Origin of the sequence: Devosia aurantiaca (genome assembly GCF_011058215.1) — a bacterium.
Taxonomy (GTDB): domain Bacteria; phylum Pseudomonadota; class Alphaproteobacteria; order Rhizobiales; family Devosiaceae; genus Devosia; species Devosia aurantiaca.
This window is the reverse complement of sequence record NZ_JAALFG010000001.1, coordinates 1,301,662-1,320,610: the sequence shown is the minus strand read 5'-3', so window position 1 is coordinate 1,320,610 and position 18,949 is coordinate 1,301,662. Positions and strand designations below refer to the sequence as shown.

The 18,949-nt window shown below is 63.9% G+C and carries 16 protein-coding genes and 5 pseudogenes; 5 read left to right on the top strand and 16 right to left on the bottom strand.

The window, feature by feature from the left end:
* Nucleotides 1–16: 16 nt before the first annotated feature.
* Both G5575_RS06765 and G5575_RS06760 read left to right on the top strand, forming a co-directional pair.
* Nucleotides 17–298 carry a type II toxin-antitoxin system RelE/ParE family toxin gene (locus G5575_RS06765; RefSeq protein WP_164533768.1) on the top strand — a complete coding sequence of 94 codons (282 nt, stop codon included), beginning with the start codon at nt 17–19 and terminating at the stop codon, nt 296–298.
* A 12-nt stretch (nt 299–310) separates the two neighbouring features.
* On the top strand, nt 311–616 hold the full coding sequence (locus G5575_RS06760) for a HigA family addiction module antitoxin (protein ID WP_164533588.1): 306 nt from the start codon (nt 311–313) through the stop codon (nt 614–616).
* Nucleotides 617–692: 76 nt separating this feature from the next.
* Here the strand turns inward: G5575_RS06760 and edd are convergent.
* The 4 genes and pseudogenes from edd to G5575_RS06740 form a co-directional block, all read right to left on the bottom strand.
* Nucleotides 693–2,509, bottom strand: a pseudogene (gene edd / locus G5575_RS06755) (phosphogluconate dehydratase).
* Nucleotides 2,510–2,629: 120 nt separating this feature from the next.
* On the bottom strand, nt 2,630–3,325 hold the full coding sequence (gene pgl / locus G5575_RS06750) for a 6-phosphogluconolactonase (RefSeq protein WP_164533587.1): 696 nt from the start codon (nt 3,323–3,325) through the stop codon (nt 2,630–2,632).
* The gene (gene zwf / locus G5575_RS06745; RefSeq protein ID WP_164533586.1) at nt 3,325–4,806 is read right to left on the bottom strand and encodes a glucose-6-phosphate dehydrogenase; all 1,482 of its coding nucleotides are present in this window, start codon (nt 4,804–4,806) and stop codon (nt 3,325–3,327) included. Before zwf ends, pgl begins: the two co-directional genes overlap by 1 nt.
* Before the next feature lie 11 nt (nt 4,807–4,817).
* Nucleotides 4,818–5,759 (bottom strand): BadF/BadG/BcrA/BcrD ATPase family protein, encoded by a 942-nt coding sequence (locus G5575_RS06740; RefSeq protein WP_164533585.1) that lies wholly within the window; start codon nt 5,757–5,759, stop codon nt 4,818–4,820.
* Between the two features lie 198 nt (nt 5,760–5,957).
* Here G5575_RS06740 and cobU point away from each other — a divergent pair, with 198 nt between their 5' ends.
* Nucleotides 5,958–6,488 carry a bifunctional adenosylcobinamide kinase/adenosylcobinamide-phosphate guanylyltransferase gene (cobU, locus tag G5575_RS06735; RefSeq protein ID WP_164533584.1) on the top strand — a complete coding sequence of 177 codons (531 nt, stop codon included), beginning with the start codon at nt 5,958–5,960 and terminating at the stop codon, nt 6,486–6,488.
* On the opposite strand, the gene cbiB is transcribed toward cobU, so the two are convergent.
* From cbiB to G5575_RS21600, 4 genes and pseudogenes are all read right to left on the bottom strand, one after another.
* Entirely contained in the window at nt 6,481–7,443 is a 963-nt protein-coding gene (cbiB, locus tag G5575_RS06730) for an adenosylcobinamide-phosphate synthase CbiB (protein WP_164533583.1), read from the bottom strand. The two genes, cobU and cbiB, sit on opposite strands and share 8 nt — an antisense overlap.
* Nucleotides 7,444–8,894 (bottom strand): annotated as a pseudogene (locus G5575_RS06725) (cobyric acid synthase).
* A 7-nt stretch (nt 8,895–8,901) separates the two neighbouring features.
* A complete protein-coding gene (locus G5575_RS21605) occupies nt 8,902–9,411 on the bottom strand; it encodes a hypothetical protein (protein WP_328765881.1) in 510 nt (169 codons plus the stop codon).
* Complete coding sequence (locus tag G5575_RS21600) at nt 9,359–10,195, bottom strand: cobyrinate a,c-diamide synthase (protein ID WP_328765880.1); 837 nt, start codon at nt 10,193–10,195, stop codon at nt 9,359–9,361. The genes G5575_RS21605 and G5575_RS21600 overlap by 53 nt, the downstream gene beginning before the upstream one ends.
* 62 nt (nt 10,196–10,257) lie before the next feature.
* Between G5575_RS21600 and G5575_RS06715 the strand changes: the two genes are divergently transcribed.
* Complete coding sequence (locus tag G5575_RS06715) at nt 10,258–10,980, top strand: cobalt-precorrin-6A reductase (RefSeq protein WP_164533582.1); 723 nt, start codon at nt 10,258–10,260, stop codon at nt 10,978–10,980.
* On the opposite strand, the gene G5575_RS06710 is transcribed toward G5575_RS06715, so the two are convergent.
* Nucleotides 10,920–11,372 (bottom strand): cobalamin biosynthesis protein, encoded by a 453-nt coding sequence (locus G5575_RS06710; protein ID WP_164533581.1) that lies wholly within the window; start codon nt 11,370–11,372, stop codon nt 10,920–10,922. The two genes, G5575_RS06715 and G5575_RS06710, sit on opposite strands and share 61 nt — an antisense overlap.
* A gap of 241 nt (nt 11,373–11,613) precedes the next feature.
* On the opposite strand from G5575_RS06710, the gene G5575_RS06705 reads away from it, so the two are divergent.
* Nucleotides 11,614–12,510 (top strand): cation diffusion facilitator family transporter, encoded by an 897-nt coding sequence (locus G5575_RS06705; protein WP_164533580.1) that lies wholly within the window; start codon nt 11,614–11,616, stop codon nt 12,508–12,510.
* Here G5575_RS06705 and cobO read toward each other — a convergent pair.
* From cobO to G5575_RS06685, 7 genes and pseudogenes are all read right to left on the bottom strand, one after another.
* Nucleotides 12,511–13,117: pseudogene (gene cobO, locus G5575_RS06700) on the bottom strand (cob(I)yrinic acid a,c-diamide adenosyltransferase).
* A gap of 21 nt (nt 13,118–13,138) precedes the next feature.
* Nucleotides 13,139–15,846 (bottom strand): annotated as a pseudogene (gene cobN / locus G5575_RS06695) (cobaltochelatase subunit CobN).
* 26 nt (nt 15,847–15,872) lie between these two features.
* Nucleotides 15,873–16,103 carry a cobaltochelatase subunit CobN gene (locus tag G5575_RS22480; protein WP_328765914.1) on the bottom strand — a complete coding sequence of 77 codons (231 nt, stop codon included), beginning with the start codon at nt 16,101–16,103 and terminating at the stop codon, nt 15,873–15,875.
* Nucleotides 16,049–16,321 (bottom strand): annotated as a pseudogene (locus G5575_RS21015) (cobaltochelatase subunit CobN); the annotation flags it as partial. The gene G5575_RS22480 and the pseudogene G5575_RS21015, both read right to left, overlap by 55 nt.
* A 150-nt stretch (nt 16,322–16,471) precedes the next feature.
* Entirely contained in the window at nt 16,472–16,999 is a 528-nt protein-coding gene (locus G5575_RS20155; RefSeq protein ID WP_235935642.1) for a hypothetical protein, read from the bottom strand.
* Between the two features lie 95 nt (nt 17,000–17,094).
* Complete coding sequence (gene cobW, locus G5575_RS06690; RefSeq protein WP_164533579.1) at nt 17,095–18,138, bottom strand: cobalamin biosynthesis protein CobW; 1,044 nt, start codon at nt 18,136–18,138, stop codon at nt 17,095–17,097.
* A gap of 42 nt (nt 18,139–18,180) precedes the next feature.
* Entirely contained in the window at nt 18,181–18,852 is a 672-nt protein-coding gene (locus tag G5575_RS06685) for an energy-coupling factor ABC transporter permease (protein ID WP_164533578.1), read from the bottom strand.
* Nucleotides 18,853–18,949 lie beyond the last annotated feature (97 nt).

The following is an 18,949-nucleotide window of genomic DNA, read 5'->3' as shown; positions in this document are numbered from 1 at the left end:
GGCCTGCGGGTTGACCGTGATCGCATCTTTCAAAGGCAAATTTGCGCAAGCCGTATCGGCGGGAGAGTGTCCGAAGGGCTTTCCTCGCGAGGTCCTTCGATCGGCTCAGCGCAAGCTGGCATCGTTAGCTGCGGCCACTACTTTGGGTGATCTCCGCGTTCCGCCGGGTAATCGCCTGGAAGCGTTAACCGGCGACCGCTCAGGTCAACACTCCATCCGCGTAAACGACCAATGGCGCATCTGTTTCAGATGGGCGGACGGGCGCGCGGAAGATGTCGAGATCGTGGATTTTCATTGAGAGGATGTATCGATGACCGTCAGGATCACACCGCCAGTTCATCCGGGTGAATATCTGCGCGAGGAACTTCTGGAGCCGTTGGGCCTGACCTCCTATGCCCTCGCTGCCCGTCTTGGTGTGCCGCGCACCCGTATCGAACGACTGGTCCGCGAAGAGACAGGCGTCACACCGGATACCGCATTGCGGCTGGGACGGTTCTTTTCCATGACACCGGAATTCTGGATCAACATGCAGGGCCTCTACGACTTGACCATCGCCGAAGCCGCTGCTGCAGAGGCGTTGCGGGCCATCGAGCCGATTGTCCTGCCGGCCGCTTGAACCGGTAGAGAGGGGAAGTCCCCTCATTTTCCCTCCGGGCCTTCTCCCGCAAGGGAGAAGGGAGATCAAACGCCGTCTAGTTGAAAACGCTCGCTCCACGATCCGCAACGCCCACCAGGCTTCTGAAGCCTGCAAAGAGGTCGCGGCCCATGCCGAAGTGTTGGCTGCGGAGGTCTTCGGTGGCGGGGGTGCGGCTGAAGAATTCCTTTTCGTCGCCGAGGAAGGTCAGCGTGCCTTCATTGGCATCGAGGCGGATGAGATCGCCGTCGCGGATCTTGCTGATCGGGCCGCCATCGACCGCTTCGGGGTCATGTGGATGGCGGCCGGCACCTTGCCCGATGCGCCGGACATGCGGCCGTCGGTCAAGAGAGCCACCTTGTGGCCGCGGTCCTGGAGGACGCCGAGCGCCGGGGTGAGCTTATGCAGCTCCGGCATGCCGAGCGCCTTGGGGCCGGAGAAGCGGACCACGGCAATGACGTCGCCGGTCAGCTCGCCCGCCTTGAACGCAGCCTGCAGACCTTCCTGCCCATGGAAGACGCGGGCGCGCGCTTCGACCACGCGGTGCTCGGGCTTGACGGCCGAGACCTTGATGACGGAGCGCCCGAGATTGCCGGTAAGGAGTTTGAGGCCACCCGTCGGCTGGAACGGGGTCTTGGTCGAGGTCAAGACCTTGGGCAGCGCCGACTCTGCGGGTGACTGTTCGAAGCTCAGCTTGTCGTCGAGCAGCTTGGCTTCGACCGTGTAGTTGGACAAGCCATCGCCCCAGACGGTCTTGACGTCTTCATGGAGGTGCCCGCTTTCGAGCAGCTCCTTGATCAGGAAGCCCATGCCGCCAGCGGCGTGGAAGTGGTTCACGTCGGCAACGCCATTGGGATAGACGCGGGCGAGGAGCGGCGTTGCGTCGGATAGATCGCTCATGTCGTCCCCCAGTCACACCTGGATGCCGGCCGCGGCCGCCATGGCGATGATATGCATGGTGTGATTGGTTGAGCCGCCGGTGGCGTGAAGCCCAACAAGGCCGTTGACGATGGCCTTTTCGTCGAGCACATGCCCGATCGGGGTATAATTGTTGCCAAGGCTCGTTAGCGACAATGCGCGCTTGGTGGCCTCGCGGGTCAGTGCGTCGCGCAGCGGGGTACCCGGATTGACGAAGCTGGCGCCGGGGAGATGCAGACCCATGATTTCCATCAGCATCTGGTTGGAATTGGCGGTGCCGTAGAACGTGCAGGTGCCGGCCGAATGATAGGACTTCGACTCGGCTTCCAGCAGTTCGGCGCGGCCGACCTTGCCTTCCATATAGAGCTGGCGGACGCGGGACTTTTCATCGTTGGGCAGGCCCGAGGGCATGGGCCCGGCGGGCACGAAGACCGCCGGCAGGTGACCGAAAGCCAGGGCGCCGATGACGAGGCCGGGCACGATCTTGTCGCAAATGCCGAGGTAAACCGCCGCGTCGAACATGTTGTGCGACAGCGCAATGGCGGTCGACATGGCGATGACGTCGCGGCTGAACAGCGACAGGTCCATGCCGGGCTGGCCTTGCGTCACGCCATCGCACATGGCCGGTACGCCGCCGGCGACCTGGGCCGTGGCGCCGATCTCGCGCGCCGCTTCCTTGATGATGTCGGGATAGAATTGATAGGGCTGATGCGCCGAAAGCATGTCGTTGTAGCTCGTGACGATGCCGAGATTCAGCGTCTTGTTGCCGGCTAGCGCTGCCTTTTCGGAAGGCGAGCAGGCGGCAAATCCGTGGGCGAGGTTGCCGCAGGAGAGTGCTGCGCGATAAACGCCCTGCTCCTTGGCGATGTCGAGGCGGTTGAGGTAGTCGCGGCGCGTGTCGCGGCTGCGCGCGGCTATGCGGTCGGTCACGTCCTGGATGGCCTGACGGACGGTCATGGGTCACTTCTCCATAAAGGCAAGGCGCGCCAGAAGGGGGCCGCTGGCGCGGTAGTCCTTGCGTCGATTGGGTGCCCAGTCAGCGGCCGGCGCGGTCGATTGGGGACCGCACCGGGAGGGTCATGGGCACCAGTAAACTGTCACCGGCGCATCCGAGCGCAAGACGGCACGGATCGGCATGTCTGCCACCGGGCCTTCACCCAGGGCTTGCTCCAGCACCGCAGCCTTTTCCTCGCCTTCTATGTGCAAATAGAGGCCATCGGTTTCGAGCAGGCGCGGCAGGGTAAAGGTGATGCGCGGCTCGCCGGCGCCGGGCGCGCGGATGGCAAGCGTCGGGCCCTGGGCGCTTAGCGCCTCGTCGAGTGTGTCGCCACCGGGAAAAAAGCTTGCCGTATGGCCGTCATTGCCCATGCCGAGGATCACCGCGGCGAAAGGCTTGGGCAGGCTGGCCATGAGCGTATTGGTCTTGGCGACGGCGGCGTCGGTCGGCTCGTCGCCGCCGGAATAAAGCGGGAAGAAGCGGGCGACAGCCGCGGGTCCTTGCAGCATCTTCTCGTTGACCAAAAGCGCGTTGGAGCGGTCCGAAGTTTCGTCGACCCAGCGCTCATCGACAAGGGTCACGATGACCTTGTCCCATTCGATGTCCTTGGTCTTGCCCAGGGCATTGAAGAATTTGCCCGGCGTCGAACCACCGCTCACCGCGATGGCGGCAGTGCCGCGCTCGGCGATCGCCGCGCGGATGCGGTCGGCCACGGACTCTGCCAGTTCCTTGGCGAGGGTAGCCTTTTCGGCAAAGCTGCGCCGGTCGATGCTCATCAGAGGTCGCCCTCGTACCAGGTGCGGCCGTCGCGTTCGATCAGCGCCACGGCGCCGCTCGGGCCCCAGGTACCGGCGGTATAGGTCTGCGGCGCTTCGGTCGAGCGGTCCCAGGCCTCGCGGATCGGATCGACCCAGCGCCAGGCGGCTTCGAGCTCGTCGCGGCGCATGAACAGCGTCTGGCTGCCGCGGATCACGTCCATCAACAGGCGTTCATAGGCTTCCGGGGTCCGCTCGGAGAAGGTTTCGGCAAAGCTGAGGTTCAGCGGCACTTCGCGCAGACGCATGCCGCCCGGGCCCGGATCCTTGATCATCATCATGAGCTTGACGCCCTCGTCGGGCTGCAGGCGAATGATCAGCTTGTTGGGCTTGGGCGCGCCTTCGGCATGGTCGAAGATCGAGTGCGGAATGGGCTTGAACTGGATGCAGATTTCCGAGACGCGCTCGGCCATGCGCTTTCCGGTTCGCAGGTAAAACGGCACGCCGGACCAGCGCCAGTTCTCGATTTCGGCCTTCATGGCCACAAAAGTCTCGGTGCGGCTGCCCTTCTTGTCGTCGGGCAATTCGTCCTGGTAACTGGCGACCGATGCGGTTTCGGCTTTGACGCCGCGATACTGGCCGCGCACCGTCTTGCCGACCACGTCGCCATTGGTGATCGGGCGCAGCGCGCGCAAAACCTTGAGCTTTTCGTCGCGCAGGGCATTGGCGTCGTCGGACGCGGGCGGCTCCATGGCCACAAGGCAGAGCAGCTGCAGCATGTGGTTCTGGATCATGTCGCGGAGGGCACCGCTTTCGTCGTAATAGCCGCGCGTGCCGGCGCCGACGCTTTCGGCCACGGTAAGCTGCACGTGGTCGATATGGGCCGAGTTCCAGACCGGCTCGAACAGCGTATTGGCAAACCGAAGCGCCAGGAGGTTCTGAACCGTTTCTTTGCCGAGGTAATGATCGATGCGATAAACCTGATCTTCCTGGAAGATCTTGGCGACGCCGTCATTGATCTCCATCGAGGACAGGAGGTCGTGGCCGAGCGGCTTCTCGATAACGACGCGCGCATCGCGGCGATAAAGATTGTTGGCGGCCAGGTATTCGGCGATGGGCTCGAAAAGGTCGGGCGCGACGGCGAGATAAAAGGCGCGGATGATCTTGGCGTCGTCACGCAGGGCAGCGCCGAGATCGCCGGAGTCCTCGGGCTTGGAGGCATCCACCGGCACATAGGTGCAGATGCCGACGAAGCGGTCGATGATATTAGCGTCCTGATAGTCTTTTTCGACAAACTGGGTCAGCGCTTCGCGCACCAGCGTCTGGAACTCGGCTTCGCTGAGCTTGGAGCGGGAAGCGCCAATAATGCGGCTCTGCTCGTCGAACTGGCCGTCCTTGAAGCGGTGGTAAAGCGCCGGGATGAGCTTGCGCTTGGTCAGGTCACCGGTGGCACCAAATACCACATAGTCGAAAGGCTGGACGGGAATGATACGGCTGGACAAGAGATAAGTCCCTAGTTCGAGGCGAAGTTCTGCCGGGCGAGGATCACCGCGCCATGCAGGGGTTCGAATTGCGGCAGGGCGACGAACTGGCCATAGCGGTTCTGAAGTCGCGGGAAGAGGCGCTGGCCGAGGCCGCCGACGATGGCCATGACCTCGGCGCCGTGGCCTTTGAACCAGCGCACATAGGTGTCGATATAGCTCATCTGGATCTCGAGCAGTTTTTCGGCGACCGGATCGCCCTGTTCGAGATAGTCGAACCAGAGCGGCATGAGCTTGCCGAATTCGCCCGGAGCCCGGCCGATCAGTGCGTCGTCGCAGCCTTCGCTGCCGTCGCGGCTCAAAATCGTGAGGTCCATGGCAGTGGCAAAGGACCAGGTCATCACCGCCTGGTTGTCGCCGCCAAGCGCCGCCACAACCGCTTCGGTCAGCGGCGAAGCCTCGACGAGGCCATCTGCTGCCTCGACCGAATAGCGGACCAGTTCACGGCCGAGAATGGCGCCCGACATCTGGTCGCCAATGTGAAAACCCCAGCCGCCGGCCTGGTATCGGGTGCCTCCAACAATCGACATGGCGGCCGAACCGGTGCCGATGATGACGACGCCACCTTCGCCACCGCCCAGCGCGCCGGCGTGGGCGATGTCGATATCGTCGTAGACTTTTACGCCAGCGAAGGGCCAGGGACGCGCGGCGAAACTGGCGCGTGCCGTGTCCATGCGGCCGCCGGCCATGCCGAAGCAAGCATAGGTGTTAGCGGTTTCAGCATAATCGACGCCGGCCGAGGCGAAGACATCGCGCGTACCGTCGGAGATCGCTTCGTAGGCGGGTTCGCCGGCGTCGATCTGCAGGTTGGAGCGGCCGTTCTTGACTTCGGCCAGCGTTTGCAGATTCTCGTCTGCGAGCCGAACCCGGCAATTGGTGCCGCCACCATCGACGCCCAGGTAATATCGCGGCACGAAAGCATTCTCCGAGGTTTTTGCGGGAAAGCAGAGCGGGCCGGAGCCGGCACTCTGCGGTGCCCACACTAGGGGGTGATTTCGGCGCGGACCATAATGCGAAAGCCGCTAAGACGAAAGTAGCATGCACGAGTTTTTGCGCCTGCCAAGAGATCGCCATGCATGCCATGTCTGCTTGGGGCAAAGAGGAGACCGATGATGACGAGACATTGTCTGGTTCTGGGCGGTGCCCGATCGGGGAAAACCGCCTTCGCCGAGCGGCTGGCGCTCCATTCCGGCTCCCGTCCCGCCTATCTCGCCACCGCCACGGTTTTGGACGCGGAAATGGCCGATCGCATCGCGAGCCATAAGTCCGGCCGAGGCGCACGCTTTGCGACCATCGAGGAACCGATCGAACTTTCGCACGCCATCATCAAGGCGGGGCAGGAGCATGACGTCATCCTGGTCGATTGCCTGACGCTCTGGCTCACCAACCTCCTCATGGCCAACGAAGACATCTCTACCGCCGTGAGCGAGCTTTGCGCGACATTGGTGGAGTTCCGGCAGGCCAAGGTGGTGCTGGTCAGCAACGAGGTCGGCCTCGGCATCGTGCCCGACAATGCCATGGCCCGCACTTTTCGCGATCTGGCCGGCTCGACCCACCAGCGCGTCGCAGCGGTGTGCGACGACGTTTATTTCATCGCTGCCGGCTTGGCCTTGACGATGAAGGGCGAGCAGCCGGTCAGCTGACGAGCACGATCACGGCGACAAAGGTGCTCAGCGCCAGGAGCACATTCAGCGTCTGGCGATACAAACCCAATGCGCGCTCGATATCGGCAGCATTGAGCTCCGCCCTCCCCGCACCAAACGCTGGAAGATCGACCACTTCGCCATCATAGGCCCGCGGGCCGCCCAGCTTGAAGCCCAGTGCGCCCGCGAAAGCCGCCTCGGGCCAGCCGGCATTGGGTGAGTCATGCTTGCGCGCATCTCTCCGCGCTGTGGCCCAGGCGGATGAGGGACTGGCGTCCGGCGTCAAAAAGCAGGCGGCGGTGATCAGCACCACTGTCAGCCGCGCCGGGATCCAGTTCAGCACGTCGTCGAGCCTGGCGGCGGCCCAGCCATAATCGCGATAGCGCGCGTTAAGATGCCCAATCATGGAATCTGCTGTGTTGACAGCCTTGTAGAGCGCGATGCCGGGCAGGCCAAAGAGGACCAGAAAGAACCAGGGCGCGACGACCCCGTCGGAGGTCGATTCGGCCAACGTCTCCAAGGCGGCCCGCGCGACCCCCGCCTCGTCCAGAACTTCCGGATCGCGGCCGACGATATGGCTCACAGCCTCGCGGCCGGCGGCAAGCGACTGGCGCATGGCTTGTGCCACCGCGCCCACGGCCCGCCCAAGTTCCTTTTGCGCCAAAAGGCTTGTGGCTAGCAGCATTTCCACGACCCAGCCAAAGGGCAGCCAAGAGAGCACGGTGCGGATGCCAACGCTGACGATCAGCACGGCCAGCAGCACCAGGGCCAGCGCGACCACGCCCGCAAGCTTGCGCTGGGCGGGGCTGCGAGTCTCGATATTGAGCCGCTTTTCGAAAAAGTCGATCAGCGCGCCGAACCACATGACCGGATGGCCGATGCTGGCGGTAAGGCGCTCGGGATAGCCGATGCGGCGTTCCGCAAGCAGCGCCAGCGGCGCAATCAGCACATCCATCTAGATCTCCGCGGCCAGAGCAAGCAGTCCATCGATGTCGAGGTGCCGTTCAAGATGCGCTGCCAAGGCGTCGAGCGTCGTTTCGATCCCTGACTCATAGCTGAGGTCCGGCTCGCGGCATTGCCGAGGAAGGCCCGGCGAAATCCATCGGCGGCAAAAAGGCCATGCAGATAAGTGCCCATCACAATTCCGTCGCCGCTGACAGCGCCCTCGGGCTCATCGCCGATCCGCGCGAACGGACGCGCGCGTCCCGCCCCGGAGGTGACGCCCATATGCATGTGATAGCCCGACAACTCCTGCCCTGTGCCGAGGTGAATGCCACGCTCGAGCCGCAACTGCTTGGTCGGCGCCAATACCGTATCCACATCAAGCAGTCCTAGACCCTCCGAGGTCCCAGGCGCGCCCTCGATGCCATTGGGATCGGCGATAGTTTTGCCCAGCATCTGATAGCCGCCGCAGACGCCGAGCACGAGCCCGCCGGCACGATGGTGGGCGGCAATGTCGATATCCCAACCATTCTGGCGCAAGGCTTGGAGGTCGGCGCGGGTGGATTTGGAGCCCGGCAACAGCACCAGATCGGCGTCGCGCGGCAGCGGCGTGCCGGGCTGCACCAGTGTCACGGCAACACCGGGCTCGGTGCGCAGCGGATCGAGATCGTCGAAATTGGCGATGCGCGGCAGGCGCGGCACGACGATGTGGAAGCTCCCCTGCCCGGACGAATACGCTTCCAGCGCCAGGGCGTCCTCGGCGGGCAGCCGACAAGCGTCGGCAAAGTGCGGCACCGGACCAAGGCACGGCAGTCCGGTACGTTCGGCGAGGAAAGCCTTGCCGCTTTCAAACAGTGCCGGATCGCCGAAGAACTTGTTGATGAGGCTGGCGCGGACAAGAGACGCATCGGCTGGATCGACCACGGCCAGCGTGCCGACGATCGAGGCGATGACGCCGCCGCGGTGAATGTCGGCGATCAGCACGACGGGCACTTGTGCGGCTTGCGCAAAGCCAAAATTGGCGATGTCGCCCCGACGCAAATTGACCTCCGAGGCGCTACCGGCGCCTTCGACGAGGATGATGTCGGCAGTGGCAGCCAGTTCGCCAAATGCATCCAACACTTCGGGCAGCAATTGCACGCGGTCGGACCAATATTGCCGGGCCGATAGGCTGGTCCGGCGCTGGCCGCGCACCACGACCTGCGAGCCGGTCTCGTCTTCGGGCTTCAACAGAACCGGGTTCATGGCGGTGATTGGCGGGCGTCGGGCCGCCCGCGCCTGCAGCGCCTGGGCGCGGCCGATCTCGCCGCCATCGTTGGTCACGGCAGCGTTGTTGCTCATGTTTTGCGGCTTGAACGGCGCGACGCTGAGGCCACGATTTGCCAGCGCCCGGCAGAGACCGGCGACGATCAGCGATTTGCCGACATCGGAGCCGGTGCCCATGAACATGAGAGCTTTGGTCATGGCCGCTTTATGCTGAAGCAATGACGTGGGCGTAAGAGCCCATGACGCGGCCAAGCTGGGCGCCCATCGGCAACTGGCGAATGGCTTCGGCATCGAGCGCTTCGAACAGCGGCGGCAAGCCGGACTGCTTCGCCGACGAATAGTGGAATTCGTGCCCGTTCAAACCCGCGGGCCAGGGCAAGGCGCTCTCATGCAGCAGGCGCCGATAGCCGAGCACGCGCTTGGGCCGGTCGATGCGGGTGACGGTGGGCAGGAGGCCGGACATGGCGTAACTCGCGCCCGTCTTGTCGACCAGCGCTTCGCCCAGAACCATGAAGCCCCCGCACTCGCCATAAATCAGCGCATCGCGGTCGCGGGCCTTGCGCAGGCCGGTATGGAAATTGTGGGCAGCAGCGAGCTGCGCACCGTGCAATTCCGGATAGCCGCCGGGCAGGAAAACGGCGTCAGCGTCCGGTGATGGCGCCTCACCGGCGAGCGGCGAAAAAAAGCGTGGCGCCTTGTGCGCGCCAGCCGTCAAGCAAGTGCGGATAAAGGAAAGCAAAGGCCGCATCCTGCGCGATGGCGATGTGCTGGCCCAGCGGCGGCAAGCTCGTCGGTAGCTCCGCTTGTGGGATCGGTGCAGCAAGGCTTTGCAGGGCATCGAGGCCGATGAAGTCGCCGATGGTTTCCGCGGCCAGATCGAGAAAGGTGTCGAACCCGGCAAGGTCGCCGGGAAGTACAAGACCGAGGTGGCGCTCCGGAACCACAAGTTCAGCGCGGCGCGGTATGGCGCCAAGCAAGGGAATGCCGGTGGCCTTGAGCGCCGTCGTCAGCATGCGTTCGTGCCGGACGGTAGCGACGCGGTTGAGAATGAGCCCGGCAATGCGGACGGCCGGGCGCCAGCGCGCAAAGCCGGACACGAGCGGCGCCACCGACTGGGACTGGCGATCGGCATCGACAACGAAGATCACCGGCAGCCCGAGCGCTTCGGCAAGATCGGCGGTCGAGCCCTGGCCATCGGCACTAGCGTCGAAAAGGCCCATCACCCCTTCCACCAGCAGTAGGTCTGCCCCCGTTGCCTGTTGCGCGGCAAGCGCGCGAAGCTGCTCCGGTCGCATTGCCCAGGGATCGAGATTGATCGCCTCGCGCCCGGCGGCCTCGCCAAGAAAGGCAGGGTCGATGTAGTCGGGTCCCGTTTTGGCCGGGGAAACGACCTGGCCTCGGCGGCGCAAGGCAGCGAGCAGGCCGAGCGTAACGAGGGTCTTCCCGGAGCCCGACCGCGGGGCGGCAATGACGAGACCCTTGGGTGCGACGACATTCATCGCGTCGTGCCCCCTTGAGCCGCAAGGAGGTCGCGGGCACAGTCGGCCCCGGAGGTCGCGCGATGAAAATCTTGATCCTGGGTGGCACGGCGGAAGCGCGGCAGTTGGCCAACCAGCTGATGCAAGCGGGCCATGAGGTGATCACCTCGCTCGCCGGCCGCACGCAGGATCCGATCCTGCCCAAGGGCGGCATCCGCATGGGCGGATTTGGCGGCGTGCCGGGGCTCAGCGCTTACCTGCGCGCCGCCCATATCGAGCTTCTGGTGGATGCAACCCATCCCTATGCCGGCCTCATCTCGGTCAATGCCGTTGCCGCGGCCGAGATAAGCGGCATAACGCTGATCCGGCTCATGCGACCACCGTGGACGCCCGGAGGCGGAGAGGATTGGACCATTCTCGATTCTGCGCAAGCTGCAGCCGACGCCTTGCCCAGCGACGCGCGCGTGCTGCTGACCACCGGCCATGCCGGGCTTTCCACCTATCTCGAACGCTATGACTGCCAGTTCTTCGTGCGGCTGATCGAGGCGCCGGACTTGGAACTGCCGCGACACGCCGAGCTTTTGCAGATGCGGCCGCCCTATACGTTGGCGAGTGAATTGGCGCTGATGCGGCGTCACGAAATTTCGCATCTCATCAGCAAGAATTCGGGCGGAGGGCAGACGTCGGCAAAGCTCGAAGCCGCGCGGCAGTTGGGCGTCAAGGTGTTCATGCTGGCGCGACCGATCTACGGACCGGCACGCGAAGTGGACAGCGTCGAGGCAGCCCTCGCCGCCATCGGCAACTGACGCGAGAGCGCACAGGTGACATTCGCCGAGCTTCGTTTTTCCGCGATCAGCGGCCCGGCCGTCAGCGCGGCCGCCTCGGCCACCGAAGGCAGGGCAATATGCTTGAGCACGATCGCCGAAGGCGTCGGCACTGCGTGAGCAAGTTCGTCCTCCTCGACGCCCATCAGCGGCACGCCAAGCCGCTTGGCCGCCTCGATCAAGGCCGGATGCGTACACTTGCGGCGAAGGGTCATGCAGGCAGCGATCTGATTACGGTGGAGGTTCTGCTCTGCCAACACAGCGTCGATCAGTGCCAAAACGTCGTCCGTTGTCGCCTGCGCCCGGACCCCGAGCCCCACGACAATGTCGGCCGTGTGAACCGGCCATCTCAGACCGGGAAAGACATCGCTCATTCTGCCTCGCTCAGCCCCGGATCTGGTCCCCGCCTGGGTCGACCGCACCGAGCTCTGTTTCAGTTCCTCGCGGGAACGCTGTGCTCTCTTTCGTTCTATGCGCGGCAAAGCACGTGGTCAATCAATGGCTTGCACCAGGCTCGCACCAACTCGGAATGCTTCTGAAAATCGTTTGCAAATACAAGGGGTTGTAGGCCGCAAAGGACGGGGCTATGGCAGAGCTCGTTCCCCGGAGGCCCCTATGACCACGACCGAAAAAACCGTTGCGATCGCAACGGCGAGCTTGGCTATCGGCCTTCTGGTGCTGGGTCTCAAGACCTGGGCCTGGTGGCTGACGGGATCGGTCGCGCTTTATTCGGACGCACTCGAATCCATCGTCAACGTGGTGACGGCGATCGTGGCGCTGGTCGCCGTGCGCTTGGCGCAGCGCCCGGCCGACGCCGCCCTGCCCTATGGGTACCACAAGGCCGAGTATTTTTCCGCTGTCGTCGTCGGCGTCATGATCATCGTTGCCGCCATCCTCATCCTGCGCGAAGCCGTGCTCGGCTTTCTTAATCCCGAATTGCCCGAAGCTGCGTTTCCGGGCCTTTTGATCAGCATGGGCGCTACTGCCATCAACGTGGTCTGGGCACTGGTCCTGATCCGTGAGGGTCGCAAGGCACGTTCGCCGGCGCTCGAAGCCGATGGCAAGCATTTGCTGACCGATGTGATTTCCACCATCGGCGTGCTGGTCGGCCTGGTCCTGGTCTACGCCACCGGCATAGCCCAGCTCGACGCGGTTCTGGCCGCCTTGGTGGCGCTCAACATTCTTTGGTCCGGCTGGGGCGTGATCCGCGACAGCGTCGGTGGTTTGATGGATGTGGCGGTGCCGCCCGACACGCAAAAGACCATTCGTGAGGTCATCGCCGCCAATGCCGATGGCGCCATCGAGGCCCATGACATCCGCACGCGCACGGCCGGCAAGCTGACCTTTATAGATTTCCATCTCGTCGTGCCCGGCGCCATGAGCGTCGAGCTTGCGCACACCATTTGCGACCAGATCGAAGGCAAGTTGCGCCAGGCGGTGGAAGACGCGCAGATCACCATCCATGTCGAGCCGGAAAACAAGGCCAAGCATTCCGGCATCGTGGTGCTTTAGCTAGAATTCGATACCCTTCTGCGCCTTCACACCGGCGCGGAAATGGTGCTTGATCTCGGTCATCTCCGTCACCAGATCGGCAATCTCGATCAGCTCGTCCTTGGCATTGCGACCGGTGACGATAACATGCTTGTCGTGCGGCTTGTTCCGGAGGGTCTCGACCACTTCCTCGATTGGCAGGTAGTCGTAGCGCAGGCAGATGTTGAGTTCGTCCAACAACACCATGTCGTAGCTCGGAGCGGCAATCAGCGCCTTGGCCTGGTCCCAGGCTTTTCGCGCCGCAGCCAGATCGCGCTGCCGGTCGGCGACGTCCCAGGTAAAACCCTCGCCCATGGCATTGATGGTGACTTGGTCGGGAAACTTGTCGAGCACTGTGCGCTCGCCGGTGTTCCAGACGCCCTTGACGAACTGCACGACCCCGACGCGCATGCCGTTGCCCAAAGCACGGAACACCATTCCGAACGCCGCGGTCGACTTGCCCTTGCCCTTGCCGGTGTGGACGACGAGCAGTCCCTTCTCCTCCGTCTTGGTCGAGAGGATTGTCGCGCGCCACCTTTTTCTTGCGCATCTTTTCGGCGTGATAGGCATCGCGCTCGGCCTCGCTCATGAGGTCCGTCTTTTTTGTTGTTTATCGTTCATCAAAGGGGTCCAGGAGGTCATAAACAGAATTCGACCGAGGCGACCAAAGGCCACGCTTGCGCGCCTCATCGAACTTGGCCAGCAGTTCGTCGTAACCGGCTAAGTTATTGGCAAGAATGAAGTTTCTAACCGTTTCGTCTTCGATGAAGGCTTCAAAAGCGAGGTCGAAATGATGGGTTTTCACGGCACCGGTGGTGGCCGCGAAAGCGAACATGAAGTCAACGGTCGCAATAATCTCAAACGCCCCCGATAGCCGTGACGCATGACGCCGGCGAGCCATTTCGGGTTCACCACGCGCGAGCGCATGACGTGGCTAATCTCTTGTTCGAGCGTTTGAATTCGTGGGTTATCGGGACGGGAATGATCGTTGTGATAGGCCGCAGGCTTAGTGCCGGAGGCGGTCTCGGCAGCGACTGAAAGCCCGCCTTCGAACTGATAATAATTGTCAGAATCCAGCAAATCGTGCTCGCGATTGTCCTGGTTGTGCACCACCGCATCGATCTGCCCAAGCCGCGCGCGGAAGCGATCACCAAGCGGGGTGCCATGCGCCTTGGCCCCATAGGCATACTGGCCCCAGGCGAGGAATTGCTCGGCAAGATCAGCCTTGCTTTCCCAGCGCCCATTGTCGATCAACTGCGCCAGCCCAGCGCCATAAGCCGTTGGCTTTGAACCGAAAATCCGGGCACCAGCCTCAAGCGATGCTTCGGTTTCCGTTTTGCCGGCAGCCATCAAACCCAGTGCTTCAGACCGCATGCGGGCGGCGATGGGGTTGTCGTCTTCGGGTTCATCCAAGGCGCCAACGGCACGGATGGCCCGGTCGAAGAGAGTGATCTGGGCAGGGAAGGCGTCGCGGAAGAAGCCGGAGATGCGAAGGGTCACGTCGACCCGGGGGCGACCGAGTTTGGCGAGCGGAATTATTTCGTAACCAGAGAGTCTTAGTGAGCCTGGGTCCCAGGTTGGACGGGCCCCGATCAGGGCCATCGCCTGGGCGATATCGTCGCCGCCGGTGCGCATGTTGGCGGTGCCCCAGACGGAAAGGGCGACCGATTGGAGGTAGTGGCCATGGTCCTGGAGGTGCCGGATGAACAGGTTTTCGGCCGATTTTCGGCCGAGTTCCCAGGCGCTCGGCGTCGGGACGGCGCGATTATCGACGGAGTAGAAATTGCGGCCGGTGGGGAGGACGTCAAGACGGCCGCGGGAGGGGGCGCCGGAGGGTCCGGGCGACACGAATTTGCCGTCCAAGGCATCAAGGAATGCGGCCATTTCCGCTGGACCGGAGGCGGCGAGGCGGGGCTCGATGATGGTGCGGATCGTGTCGAGGACCGCGGCAGTCGCTGTCCAAGGCTGCGGAAGTGTCATTTCTCCGCTCACCAGTGCTGCGGCGGTCGCCTCCAGTCGCTCCACAATGTCACCCAAGTGCCGATGTGCTAACGGAGGGTTAGCACTTTGGCCGGGCAGCGCGTGAAAGACGTCGGGGCCGGTCCAGGGATCGCTGAGGGTTGCGGTCAGCGGGTCGAAGCCGAGCTTGAGATCATCCGCCAGGGCGCGGATGATCGAATTTTCACCCGGCGCCTCGCCGCGCGGGACGCGGGCAAGGGCAACAGCCAGGTCGCGCGCCATGTCGCCTTGGGGCGAGGTGCCGAAGACGTGGAGCCCGTCGCGGATCTGGGCTTCCTTGAGGTCGCAGAGGAAATTGTCGATCTTGATCAGCGCCGCGGTTTCATCTTCGGGCAGGCCGATGTCCCGATCGAGGCGGCTGTCGCGGGTGAAATCGAGAATGCGGCGCTTGAGATCGGCCAGGCGGCGGCGATCCATGCCGGAGGCAGCGTAATATTCGTCGAGCAGTGCTTCGAGATCCTTGAGCGGCCCATAAGTCTCGGCTCGGGTGAGCGGTGGAACCAAGTGATCGATGATCACGGCGCCGGTTCGGCGTTTGGCCTGCGTGCCCTCGCCCGGATCGTTGACGATGAAGGGATAGAGGTGCGGCAGTTGCCCCCAGAGCGCATCGGGATAGCAATCGGCATCGAGCGCCGCGGACTTGCCCGGCAGCCATTCCAGCGTACCGTGCTTGCCGTTGTGGACCATGGCGTGAGCGCCCCATCCGTGACGGAGCCAGAGGTAGGCGGCGATATAGGCGTGGGGCGGGACGAGGGCCGGGTCGTGGTGGCTGGCGGTTTCGTCAAGCTGATAGCCGCGGGCAGGCTGGAGCAGCAGGACGACATTGCCGAAACGGTGGGCTGGAAGGTGGAAGGCGTCGGCGCGGACGAAGGGGTCGTTAGCGGGGTCGCCCCAGCGGGCGGTGACGGCGGCGCGGATGGCTTCGGGGAGAGTGTCGAGAAGCTCGGCGTATCGGGTTAGCGACAGGACGGCGGCCGAGGTCCCGCGCTGGGGATGGGCGTTGGTGGGACCGGAGGTGAGGAGGGTAATGAGTTCTGCAGAGGTTCTCGGGTAGGCCCCCTCACCCGGCTGCTGCGCAGCCGACCTCTCCCCGGAGGGGCGAGGTGAAAGCGAATATCCCGCCTTTTCCAGTTCCATCAGCATCCTGACCGTAGACTCGGGGGCGTCGTAGCCGACGCCGTTGGCAAGTCGGCCGTCGCGGATGGGGTAGTTGGCGAGGATGATCGCGATTTTTCGGTCGGCGCGGGGCGTGTGGCGGAGGCGAGTCCAGTTTTGGGCGAGGTCGACGGCGCGGCTTATGCCGCCGTGGTCCGGCGTGTAGGCGGTCAGGGGACCTGGCAGCGTTGGTGCCAGACCGCATCGGCTTTGTGACCGACGAGGAGTCCGGCGAGGCGGCCGTCGAGTTCGGGCATGACGAGATACATGGCCATATCCTTCGCGGAGAGGCCTTGCGGGTCGCCCGCCCATTGTACTTCGGATCGGCCGGACTGGATCAGCTGGATCACAGGGACATCGGTGTGGGCGAAGGGGTTTTGCGCTGGCGGGAGGTCGGCGATGCCGAGGGCGAAGGCGGTGAGGTTGAGGATGGCTGAGGGGGAAACTGGGCGAGGGTGGCTTGGACGAAGCGAACGTTGTCGGCGTCTTTTAGGGAGGAGACGACGATGGGGACGGGGTTGAGGTCGCGGGATTCAAGTTCGGCGATCAGGGCTTCGAGCGTAGCGGTGCCGGCGCCTTCGAGGGCGGCGCGGTAGAAGAGGATGGGGATGTTGGGGGCACGCCCCCGTGGTTCGAGGCTTCGCTTGCGCTTCGCACCTCACCATGAGGGCTACTTTCAAACGCTGCGCCTTGGGTAAGGCCGGTCTTGGGGTGCCAGAGGCCGAAGCGGGGGAAGTGGCGAGGCTCGGAGACATCTAGCAAGGCCCCCTCACCCGGCTGCTGCGCAGCCGACCTCTCCCCGGAGGGGAGGTGAAGAGGCGGCAAGTCGATGGAACGCTTGGAGGATCGCGTTGGCGTTTTGGGGGCCGCCCTGGATGAAGAGACGGTGGAGGCGGGTCCAGTCGTCGGGGTGGATGGTGGAGCGGGGTTGGAGGATGGGGTCGGGGTTGCTGTCGCCAGGGAGGAGAATGAGGGGGATGCGCCCGTTGGCACAAAGGGCGGTGAGTTCGTCGACGCCATATTGCCAATAGGCCGCGCCGCCGATGAGGCGGAGGCAGACGAGGCGGGCATGGCGGACGGTTTGGTCCAGCCACATATCGACGGACAAGTTGTTGGAGAGGCGCAGCGTATTGGCGAGGCGCAGCTCGGTTTCGCCGGAGCGATCGGCGGCAGCGGCCAAGGTGGCGAGTTCGCTGTCGGCGGAAGAGGCGAAGATGAAGGCGCCGGGGGTTTGGGCGAGGTCTATGGCCTCGCCTTCCTGCTGGATGGTGGCGGCCTGGGCGGATAGGAGGTGCATCAGGACTGCCGCTCCGCATTCCCCGAAAGACCCCCACCCAGCCTCCCCTTGAGGAGGGGGAGGAGCAGGATCGCGTTTGTGGGTAGATTGGCACGCTAGGCTGCCGCCTCAAGGCTTTGGGTAATGGCATAGCGATCCAGCGGGCTTTCGCCGATGACGACGAGCGCGGTTTCACGAGGTTCGCCGGCTTTCCAGGGGCGGTCGAAATAGGCGGTGACGCGGGGACCGACGGCCTGGATGGCGAGGCGGGCTTGGGCGCCGGGGATGGCGGCGAAGCCTTTGAGGCGGAGCACGTCGTGGTTGCGGATGGTTTTTTCGATGGTGGCGAGCAGGTGGTCCTTGTCTTGCACCGAGGCGAGTTTCAGCGAAAAGCTATCGAAATCGTCGTGCTCGTGGGTTTCGCCGCCGTGTTCGAGTTCGTGGTGGCTCGGGCGGTTGGCGATATCGGCCTCCGAGCCGATGCCCATGCCCAAGAGCGCAGCGATATCGACATGACCATTGGCGGCACGGACGATGCCGACGCCGGGGCGCAGTTCGGCGCGGATGTTCTGCTCGACTTTTTCGAGCATGGGGGCATCGACGAGATCGGTCTTGTTGAGGATGATCATGTCGGCGGCGGAGAGCTGATCTTCGAAAAGCTCGCCGAGCGGAGTTTCGTGGTCGAGCATTTCGTCCTGGCGGCGCTGCGCGTCGACGGCGGCTTCATCGGAGGCGAAACGGCCTTCGGCCAGCGCGGCAGCATCGGCGACGGTGACGACGCCATCGATGGTGACCTGCGCCTTGATCTCGGGCCAGTTGAAGGCGCGGATCAGGGGCTGCGGCAGAGCAAGGCCAGAGGTTTCGATGACGATGTGATCGAATTTTTCCTCGCGGGCGAGCAGGGCCTGCATGGTGGGGATGAATTCGTCGGCCACGGTGCAGCAGATGCAGCCATTGGAGAGTTCGACCATGTCCTCTTCGCGACAGGTTTCGTCGCCGCAACCGGCGAGAATGTCCTTGTCGACGCCCAGATCACCAAACTCGTTGATGATCAGCGCGATGCGCTTGCCCTTAGGGGCATGGGCGAGGAGATGGCGGACAAGCGTCGTCTTGCCGGCGCCGAGGAAGCCGGTGATGACGGTGGTGGGTATCTTGGTCATGGCAAATCCTTGAGCCCGGCGCCCGAAGGCGCCGGGGTATGATCAGGCATAAAGGCGCGAGGTGACGAGGCCGGTCTTGCCCAGGCCACGCACCAGCTTGGCGCCGGCGAGGACAAGAAGATCGACCAGCGGCTCAAGCAGCACGACCAGCATGTAGGCGCCACCGAAGCTGGCAACCGCCGAAAGGTTTTCGGCACCGAAACCCTGGCCATAGAGCGCCCAGAACGCGACCCAAAGCACGACGCCGCCCTGATAGGTGGCAGAGAGCGCGAGCGCCTGGCCGTAGCGCAGGTCGACATAGGCGGTATCCGGGCGGATGATCCGGTCGGCCACGAATTTGATTGCGACGAGCGGGGCGACCAGCGTCGTGACATTGGCAAAATATTGCGGGAGGTCGAAGGGCGCGAAGAAGAGGCCCTGCACCAGGAGGCCAAGCGCGAGACCAAAGGCGGCCGGGGCGGCCCCGAACAGCAGCAGCAGGGTCGAACCCAGGATCAGGTGAACCTCGCTGACACCCACGGCATAATGGGGGAAGACTTCGAAGAAAACGAAGACTGCGGCCGTGGCGATCGCGGTGCGGGCAAGCAGCGACAGGGCGCCGCGAGTGCGCACGGTGTCGACGGCAAATTTGACGGCCATGGCACCGGCAGCAGCGGCGGTGGCGTAGGCGAGAAGCATTTTTTCGGGCGAAACGAGATCGGGCTCGATATGCATGGACATGTTCCTGGAGAGCGAAATGAAGGGTGTACCGCGCAAGCGCGGGTATGCGATGGGGCCCTGCCCCACACGGCATCAGCCTGATGGCCTAATC

Coding starts and splice junctions, on each gene's coding strand:
- G5575_RS06760 (WP_164533588.1), top strand. CDS start 311: ATGACCGTCAGGATCACACCGCCAGTTCATCCGGGTGAATATCTGCGC.
- pgl (WP_164533587.1), bottom strand. CDS start 3,325: ATGAGCATCGACCGGCGCAGCTTTGCCGAAAAGGCTACCCTCGCCAAG.
- cobU (WP_164533584.1), top strand. CDS start 5,958: ATGACGAGACATTGTCTGGTTCTGGGCGGTGCCCGATCGGGGAAAACC.
- cbiB (WP_164533583.1), bottom strand. CDS start 7,443: ATGGATGTGCTGATTGCGCCGCTGGCGCTGCTTGCGGAACGCCGCATC.
- G5575_RS21600 (WP_328765880.1), bottom strand. CDS start 10,195: ATGAATGTCGTCGCACCCAAGGGTCTCGTCATTGCCGCCCCGCGGTCG.
- G5575_RS06715 (WP_164533582.1), top strand. CDS start 10,258: ATGAAAATCTTGATCCTGGGTGGCACGGCGGAAGCGCGGCAGTTGGCC.
- G5575_RS06710 (WP_164533581.1), bottom strand. CDS start 11,372: ATGAGCGATGTCTTTCCCGGTCTGAGATGGCCGGTTCACACGGCCGAC.
- G5575_RS06705 (WP_164533580.1), top strand. CDS start 11,614: ATGACCACGACCGAAAAAACCGTTGCGATCGCAACGGCGAGCTTGGCT.
- G5575_RS20155 (WP_235935642.1), bottom strand. CDS start 16,999: ATGCACCTCCTATCCGCCCAGGCCGCCACCATCCAGCAGGAAGGCGAG.
- cobW (WP_164533579.1), bottom strand. CDS start 18,138: ATGACCAAGATACCCACCACCGTCATCACCGGCTTCCTCGGCGCCGGC.
- G5575_RS06685 (WP_164533578.1), bottom strand. CDS start 18,852: ATGCATATCGAGCCCGATCTCGTTTCGCCCGAAAAAATGCTTCTCGCC.